This is a genomic window from Lactiplantibacillus paraxiangfangensis, assembly GCF_036246185.1.
GTDB lineage: Bacteria > Bacillota > Bacilli > Lactobacillales > Lactobacillaceae > Lactiplantibacillus > Lactiplantibacillus paraxiangfangensis.
In genome coordinates this window covers 1-8,020 of sequence record NZ_BTPW01000048.1, presented here as the reverse complement: position 1 = coordinate 8,020, position 8,020 = coordinate 1, and the positions used below count along the sequence as shown (strand labels likewise).

Below are 8,020 nucleotides of genomic sequence, written 5' to 3'. Positions count from 1 at the left end.
AGATAATCATTTGCTTCGTATCTTCTGATATCTGGCAATGCGGTTTAACTAATGATGTTTGTGCGCTAAAAGTATGCTTACAGGATTTACACCGATAACGTTGCTTACGCAATTTTAAAATAATTGGTCGTTCTTTGACTGGGGGCATTCTGACATTAATTAGATTAGTCCCAAAACGTACTACTTCGGGCTGGCCACAAAGTGGGCAGTTCTTTAAAGGATAGGTCAGTTTAGCGTGAATGACCTGTTTGCTTGGATTACTACTATCAATATCAGTACAAATAATATTTGGGTCTTTAATTTGAAGAGTATCTTCGATAAAATGATTTTGGGACATCTTTTCTCACTTGCCTTTACTTTTACTTTGGTCGGTACGGGTGGTGCATTGGGGGAAGTTGTCCTTTTATTTTACACAAAAACTGGGTGTTGATGGATTTCCATCAACACCCAATATTCTAGAGCCGGAAGATTTAAGTATCCCGCTTAAAATCACTACCAAGTATGGCCACTGTTGCGTAGGTAACGGTGGTTATTTTATTACCATGACCCACCAAATATCAATCGCTGTTTCTGTATGCTAATTAAGGTGTAACTTTTACGGGATGTGTATATTCAATATGGGTGTTACAAGGTTGTAGCAGAGCTGTCTTGCTTAGGAGTGGTCTCAATAGGTATCATTAACTCAGTAGAAAATGGAACGGAGAAATGTGATGACAACTACTTTTGATGACTTGATGAAGTCAATTAACGAAGCGGGTAAGGATGTCCAGCGTGATAGGGGCAATATGTTTGAGGACGTGGTCAAGTCATACTTAACAAACGAACCTACTTACAAAAGAGAATTTGACCAGGTATGGTTATTGCGTGAAGTTCCCGAAAAATACAATATTCCAAAGAAAGACCTTGGGGTAGACTTGGTAGCACGCAATCGTAATACTGGTGAATTGACTGCTATCCAAGCTAAATACTATAAAGGCAAAGTTGGTAAAAGCACCATCAATAGCTATATGGCGGAACTGAATAAAAACTACTACGCTAACGGTTTACTGGTAGCAACAACTGATGAGTGGAACAGGAATGCGGCTGCAACTTTGGAGGATACAACCAAGGAAGTTAGTCGGATTGGCCTTTCTAATTTAAGACATGCTGCATTTGATTGGTCTCAGTTTAATTTCGGTAATGCGGACCAAGCTATTCAAGCAAGTAATAAACAACCGCGAGATTACCAGAAAACGGCTATTGCTAAGACACTAGATTATTTTCGAAATCATGAACGTGGCAAGTTGATTATGGCCCCGGGGACCGGGAAAACTTTTACCAGTTTGAAAATTGCTGAAGCTATGGCCAAGAAGTCTGGTTCAGATGACTTTAAGGTCTTGTATCTCGTGCCAAGCATCCAACTATTATCTCAAACTTTATTTGCGTGGAATAATGACGTTTCCCCAGAAGTCGACCTTGTTTCATTTGCCATTACTTCTGATCGTAATGCATCCAAGAAGCGTACCTTCAGCAATGATGATGATGGTGACTTGAATGTTTCGGATATTGGGTTACCTGCAACTACTGACGTAAACAAGCTGATGAAGAATTATCATCAATTGCGTGAATGTGATGGTAACCGAATTACGGTCATTTTTAGTACTTACCAATCTATTGATGTCATTCATCAAGCCCAACAACTGGGATTCCCAGAATTTGATTTGATTATTGCCGATGAAGCTCACCGGACAGTTGGGGCACACTCTGCTCAAGATGAGACTGGTATGTTCATGAAGGTTCACAGTAACAATCTGGTTAAGTCTAAGCACCGTCTGTATCAAACTGCTACCCCGAAGATTTATTCAGAAGATACCAAGAAGCAAGCAAAAGAAGACAGTGTCATTGTGGCATCTATGGATGATGAAGCTACTTATGGCGGAGAGATTTATCGATTAGGATTTGGCGATGCCGTGGCGCGTGGTATCTTGACTGATTACAAGGTCGAGGTGCTTGCAGTTGATGAATCTGTTATTCAACGTGATATGCAAACTAGTTTAGCGACTGAAAATGGGCTGGGCATCGATGACATTGGTAAAATTATTGGTGTTTGGAATGCCATGATGCGGCGGGAGAGCTTCTCCAATAAGGTAGAAGGGAACCCCATGCGCCGGGCAATTGCTTTTGCTTCTGTAATTGACAACCAACGTGGACATGGCGCTGGTAAAGTTGGTTCCAAACAGATGGCTCAAGAGTTCAATCATGTGGTGAATGAATATTTAGGTGCTGATAATCCCAACAGTTTCCATGTAGATGTTAAACACGTTGACGGTTCAATGAATGCACTCCAGAAGAAGGATGCGATTGATTGGTTAGCAGCTGATTTCCCTGACGATGAAGCTCGAATTCTTTCCAATGTTAAGTTTCTGACTGAAGGCATTGATGTTCCGAACCTTGACGCCATTGTATTTTTCGCGCCAAAGAAGTCTCAGATTGATATCGTCCAAGCGGTTGGCCGTATCATGCGGAAATATAAGGATAAGGACTACGGTTATATTATTTTGCCCGTGGTTGTTCCTGCTGGTGTTGATCCAGAAAGTGTCTTGGATGATAACAAAACTTACAAGACCGTTTGGCAAGTATTAAATGCCTTACGTTCCATTGATGAACGTTTTGAAGCTTCAGTAAATAAATTGGATTTGAACAAGAAGAAACCTAAGAACCTCAATGTGATTGGGGTAGGCGGTGCACCAGATGATGATATGAGTTCCAACTCCAAGAAGTCTGGTGAAGAACATGGAGCAGAACAAACTGAATTGGAACTCAACTGGCATGAAATTCAAGACGCCATCTATGGACGGATTGTTAAGAAAGTTGGCGACCGCCGGTATTTGGAAGATTGGTCTAAGGATGTCCAAGACTTAGCACAACGGCACATTCGTTGGATTCAAAACCTGATTGCAGACAAGCAGTCCCCCTTTGCTAAGGCTTTTCGGAAATACGTCAAGAGTTTGCAACACAACATCAATTCTGATATTGACCAGGATCAGGCTATTGAGATGTTGGCGCAACACATCATTACTAAGCCAATTTTTGAAGCTCTGTTTGACCAGTATAGTTTTGTGAATGACAATCCGGTTTCTAAGGCCATGGAAGATATGATTAACCTTATGGTTGAGGCAGGTTTTGATAAAGAACAAAAAGCACTAGAACCATTCTATGAATCTGTGCGTTTACGGGCAACAGGAATTGATAATTCAGCGGCTAAGCAAGATTTTATCAAGACCCTTTACAACAATTTTTTTACTTCTGGTTTCAGTGGTACCACTAAACGATTAGGGGTAGTCTATACTCCAGTTGAGATTGTGGATTTCATTGTTAAGTCAGTAGACGAAGTTCTGAAGAAGTATTTTGGCCGTAATTTAGCGGCAGAAAATGTCCATGTTTTAGACCCATTTACGGGAACTGGGACGTTTATTACCAGAACCTTGCAATACTTGGCTGGTGAGATGGAACGTGGCGAGATTACCCTTGCCGATATTACGCGCAAGTATACCCAGGAATTGCATGCTAACGAAATTGTTCTGTTAAGTTATTATATTGCGGCAATCAACATTGAATCTGTATTCGATGAAATCAATGGTCCAGAAGAGTACATTCCTTTCAATGGAATTGTGTTGGCTGACACCTTTGAATCTACAGAAAATGCTGATGTGTTGGATGAAGACATGTTTACTGGCAACAACAAGCGTTTGAAGAAACAACAGGAAGTGCCAATTACGGCGATTATTTCAAACCCTCCATACTTTGTTGGCCAGCGTAGCGAAAATGATAATAACCAAAATGTTCACTATGAAAAGCTGGAGCAACACATTCGGGATACTTATGCTAAGAATTCTAAGTCAAAGAATAGTAGTTCGTTGATGGATAGCTATATTAAGGCGTTCCGCTGGGCAAGCGACCGTTTAGGTGGACAAGGCGTAATTGGGTTCATTACCAATGCGGGTTATCTAGATTCCAGCTCTGCGGATGGTATGCGCAAGTCCCTTTATGGCGAGTTCAATTATCTGTATATTTTCAACTTGCGTGGAAACCAGAGAACATCTGGTGAACGTTCGCACAAGGAAGGAGGTAAGATATTTGGATCAGGTAGTCGTGCACCGATTGCAGTAAGTATTCTTGTTAAGGATGGCTCAGATAAGCACGAGCTGTTCTATCACGATATTGGTGATTATTTGTCCCGTCAGCAGAAACTTGATATCATCTCACAAACTGGAAGTATTAGCGGGATTGAATGGAGCACTGTTGCTCCAGATGACAATAACGATTGGCTTAATCAGCGTGATGCACACTATCAGACTTTTGCATCTATCAGTCAGGATGATGCAGGGATTCTGCTACCTGGTGGGCAAGGAATTCAAACAAACAGAGATGCATGGGTATATGGTTTCTCTAAGGCTGACGTAGAAACCAAATCCCGCCGTTTGCTGAAAAACTATAACGAAGAAGTTAGTTCGATTAAATCCAGCAAAATCACTTCGGAGTCAGGATTGACTGATGATGCAACGAAGATTAAGTGGACTAGTGAACTCAAGAAGAATGCTATGAAAGAGACACAACTTAATTATCATTCTGAAAAGATGCGGTTAGGCTTGTATCGTCCCTTTACTAAAAAGTGGCTGTATTATGATAAGCCGTTGATTCATCGAATTGGACACTACGTCGCGGAGTTTGGTGATTCAAATACGGTTATATTAACAACGGGTAAAGGAACCTCGCGAGAGTTTTCAAATATTGCAACTGACTTGACTCCTGATGTTCAGTTGTTAATGAACTGTCAAGCTTTCATGCGTTATAACAATGAAGTCCAAGAGGATGCTCTGTTTCAACCTGGTCGGGACAATGTATCCGAAACCTTTGCCAAGAAGTTGGGACTTTCTACTGACGATACCTATGCTTATGTTTATGGTGTCCTGAACTCACCAGAATACCAAAGCCGGTATGCTAATGATTTGAAAAAAGATTTGGCGCGAATTCCAGTTCTGAAGAATATTGAACAGTATGTGGCTATTGGTAAGCAACTGATGGATTTGCACATCAATTACGAAGAAGCGCCAGTCTATGATGGGTGTGATATTGTGTTTAGGTCTAAAGAACCAAGTTATAAGGTTGAGAAGATTCGATTTAAGTCTCGAGATGACCATTCTGAAATTAGGTTCAACTCTGATATTATCATCAAGAATATTCCTGACCGCGTTTATGATTATGTGGTTAATGGGCGTTCTGCGGTTGAGTGGATTCTTTATCAATATCAGGTAAAAACTGAAAAAGCCTCTCAAATTACTGATGACCCTAACGAATATAGCGAAGACCCGAAGTATATTTTTAATTTACTACTACGAGTTATTACGGTATCGTTGAAGACGCTAGATTTGGTGTCACAGTTGCCAAAGTTTGAATTAGCAGAGTAATATTAACGAGAAAGCAAATATATATATTGTTACATGAATGAAACCCAGGCATCCTGTCACATTTTGTGGAGGTACCTGGTTTTTATTATGCCTTTAGACCGATTTGAACGCGCTAAAGCGTGCAAATCAAAAAAAGCTACCTGCTATACGGGCGGATGGTGGCTAAGTTTTTTTGTCCAACACCGAAAATTTTAAAGGAATTGGTCATCTGGTAGCGGAGTATTAAGTCTGGTAAAAAGTAATTCTAGAGAATATCAGTTGACAATTTAGTGCATTCTTGATAATATATATAACGTTAAGAGCGTAATTCTATTGACTAACTGGAGGACGAGATGAAATTTCAACAATTTAAGCTTGGTACCATCGCTGATTTTAGCAGTGGTATATTGTTACCGCGAATCACAGATACTGTCAATGAAGTACCAAGCAGTCGGGTTATTTATAATCCATTATCTGAGTCATCAAAATATGTTCATGGTAAATCTAAATTACCATTGATTACACCTGAACAGATTGGAATATCATTACTTCAACGTGAGGCGTTCTTGGTTGAGGAAGATTCACTAATAAATGATCAGATATTAACTGCTAACTTTGCTGCAGTAACACTTAGTAAACAGTTGGACCGGGGATACTTTGTTTGGTGGTTCAATCACAGTCTCGAAGCACAACGGCAATTAGAAGCAACTGGTCAGTTAGGACGGCGTGTGGTATTGAAAGACTTGCGAGAAATCACTATTTCGATACCCGACCCAGGACTACAACGGGATGTAGGACTGTTAAGTACAATCAGTCACCAACAATCACGTGTATTGAAAGAAAAAGCTATGTTGACTGAAGAGCGAGCGCTACAGTTTATTCGGCAAAAAATGATGAAGGAAGGTTAAGTAATGAAAAATACAAAAAATATTGAGGAAGTTAAACAGGCTGTTTGGAATGTGGGAAATAAGTATCGAGAACAATTTGAATCTGTATATATTGTAACAATCTGGATAGATATGATTTACTTACATGCGATGAAACCAGAATATGCTTCAATATTGGAACAAGCAGCTGATGACCTGAAAAAAATGACTGACCAACTTCGTGTTGTAGCTAATTCAGATGAGGTTGAATTAGCTGTGATTAATGATTTCAGTGATAGTATTCGGCGTATTTTGTTGCCACGGACAACTGATGATAATCGACTCCAGGTTTTTAATGGGATTCGGGAAGACGGTCTTGAACTAATTCATATTCAATATGACCGGATTGCGTTAATAAAAATTCTGCAACAAATGAATATTGACTTTGGACCGCAGTCCAATGGCCAAATTGCCACGCCAAATCAGATTAATGACTTGATGGTTCGGATTGCAGAAGTACACCTCAAAAATGGTGGGCAGGTTACGGTATATGATCCTGCTGCTGGGACTGGAGGATCTTTAATCGCTATGAGACGTATGCTTGACAGTTCAAGAGAGGTGACCTTGGTTGGTCAAGAAATAAATACAGAGGCGTACATGCGTTGCGCAATGATGCTTAATCTAATTAACGATGATACTACGACGCATAGACTAATTAATAATGATGTATTTAACGAAAAAGCAGAGAATAAGAATTTGAGGGCAGATATTGTTATTAGTGATCCACCATATTCAGTTAAATGGGCCCCAAACAGAACACTTTTGAAGACTAAACCATACTCGGAAATTGGTGTACTGCCACCCAAGTCTAAAGCAGATTTTGCGTTCGTTTTGCATGGACTAGAACACTTGAAAGATAATGGTATCATGGTGATTCAGTTGCCACACGGGGTGCTGTTTCGAGGTGCAGCTGAGGCTAAAATTCGTCAATACTTACTTGAAAGAAATTATATTGATGCAGTGATTGGTCTTCCAGCTAATTTACAATATGAGACCTCAATTCCGACGATGCTTTTAGTTCTCCGCAAGGGCCGCTCAGGTCAGGATGTGCTTTTTATTGACGCAAGTGATGAAGTTGAAAAGTTACGACCTAATAATATTCTCCCAGAATTATCAGTAAAAAAAATTACTGATAGTTATAAAAGATTTAGTAATATTGATCAGTATGCACATGTTGCTACGCATAGCGAGATTGTCAGCAATGATTACAACTTGAACATTCCTCGCTACGTGGACAAGTTTATTCCACCCGAAGTAATACCTGTCTCTAAGTTAGAAGAACAACTATCTGTGCTTAATGAAAAGTTGTCAAATTTTGAGACTGTGACTCAAGATATCATGTCGAAATATAAGAGAGAATAGACGTATATTTATGAATTCATGCCGGGCCAATAGACAGTATCGATATGTACGAGCGTCAGATTTGATGTGACTATATTTAAACATATATCTGACAAGGGCTGCTGGTTTTTGATCATCTTGAAGATGCTGGGGAACGAGATAGCCGTGATATATATAATGTATTTTGATTACCTATCAATTGGATGTAAGCTGATTCCTGAGACAACTTTTAAGAGAGGGTATAATGAATAAATCGTCTCTCAAAAGGAAGGAATTTTTACATGCCAACTCGTTACGACAAAGAATTCAAACAAAACATCATCAACC

Annotated in this window: 4 protein-coding genes; 3 read left to right on the top strand and 1 reads right to left on the bottom strand. The window is 39.8% G+C overall.

From position 1 onward, the window contains the following. The coding region (locus tag AAA939_RS14910) for a transposase family protein (protein ID WP_338230428.1) at positions 1-337 on the bottom strand (337 nt) is incomplete at its 3' end. A gap of 373 nt (positions 338-710) precedes the next feature. Between AAA939_RS14910 and AAA939_RS14905 the strand changes: the two genes are divergently transcribed. The 3 genes from AAA939_RS14905 to AAA939_RS14895 all read left to right on the top strand — a co-directional run bounded on the left by AAA939_RS14905 (position 711) and on the right by AAA939_RS14895 (position 7,714). Further along, positions 711-5,447: a type ISP restriction/modification enzyme gene (locus tag AAA939_RS14905; protein ID WP_338210825.1), complete on the top strand. Its 4,737-nt coding sequence runs from the start codon at positions 711-713 to the stop codon at positions 5,445-5,447. 332 nt (positions 5,448-5,779) lie between these two features. Beyond that, entirely contained in the window at positions 5,780-6,334 is a 555-nt protein-coding gene (locus tag AAA939_RS14900) for a restriction endonuclease subunit S domain-containing protein (RefSeq protein ID WP_338210823.1), read from the top strand. Positions 6,335-6,337: 3 nt separating this feature from the next. Continuing rightward, positions 6,338-7,714, top strand: coding sequence for an N-6 DNA methylase (locus AAA939_RS14895; protein WP_338210822.1), 1,377 nt, complete (start codon positions 6,338-6,340; stop codon positions 7,712-7,714). Positions 7,715-8,020: the final 306 nt, after the last annotated feature.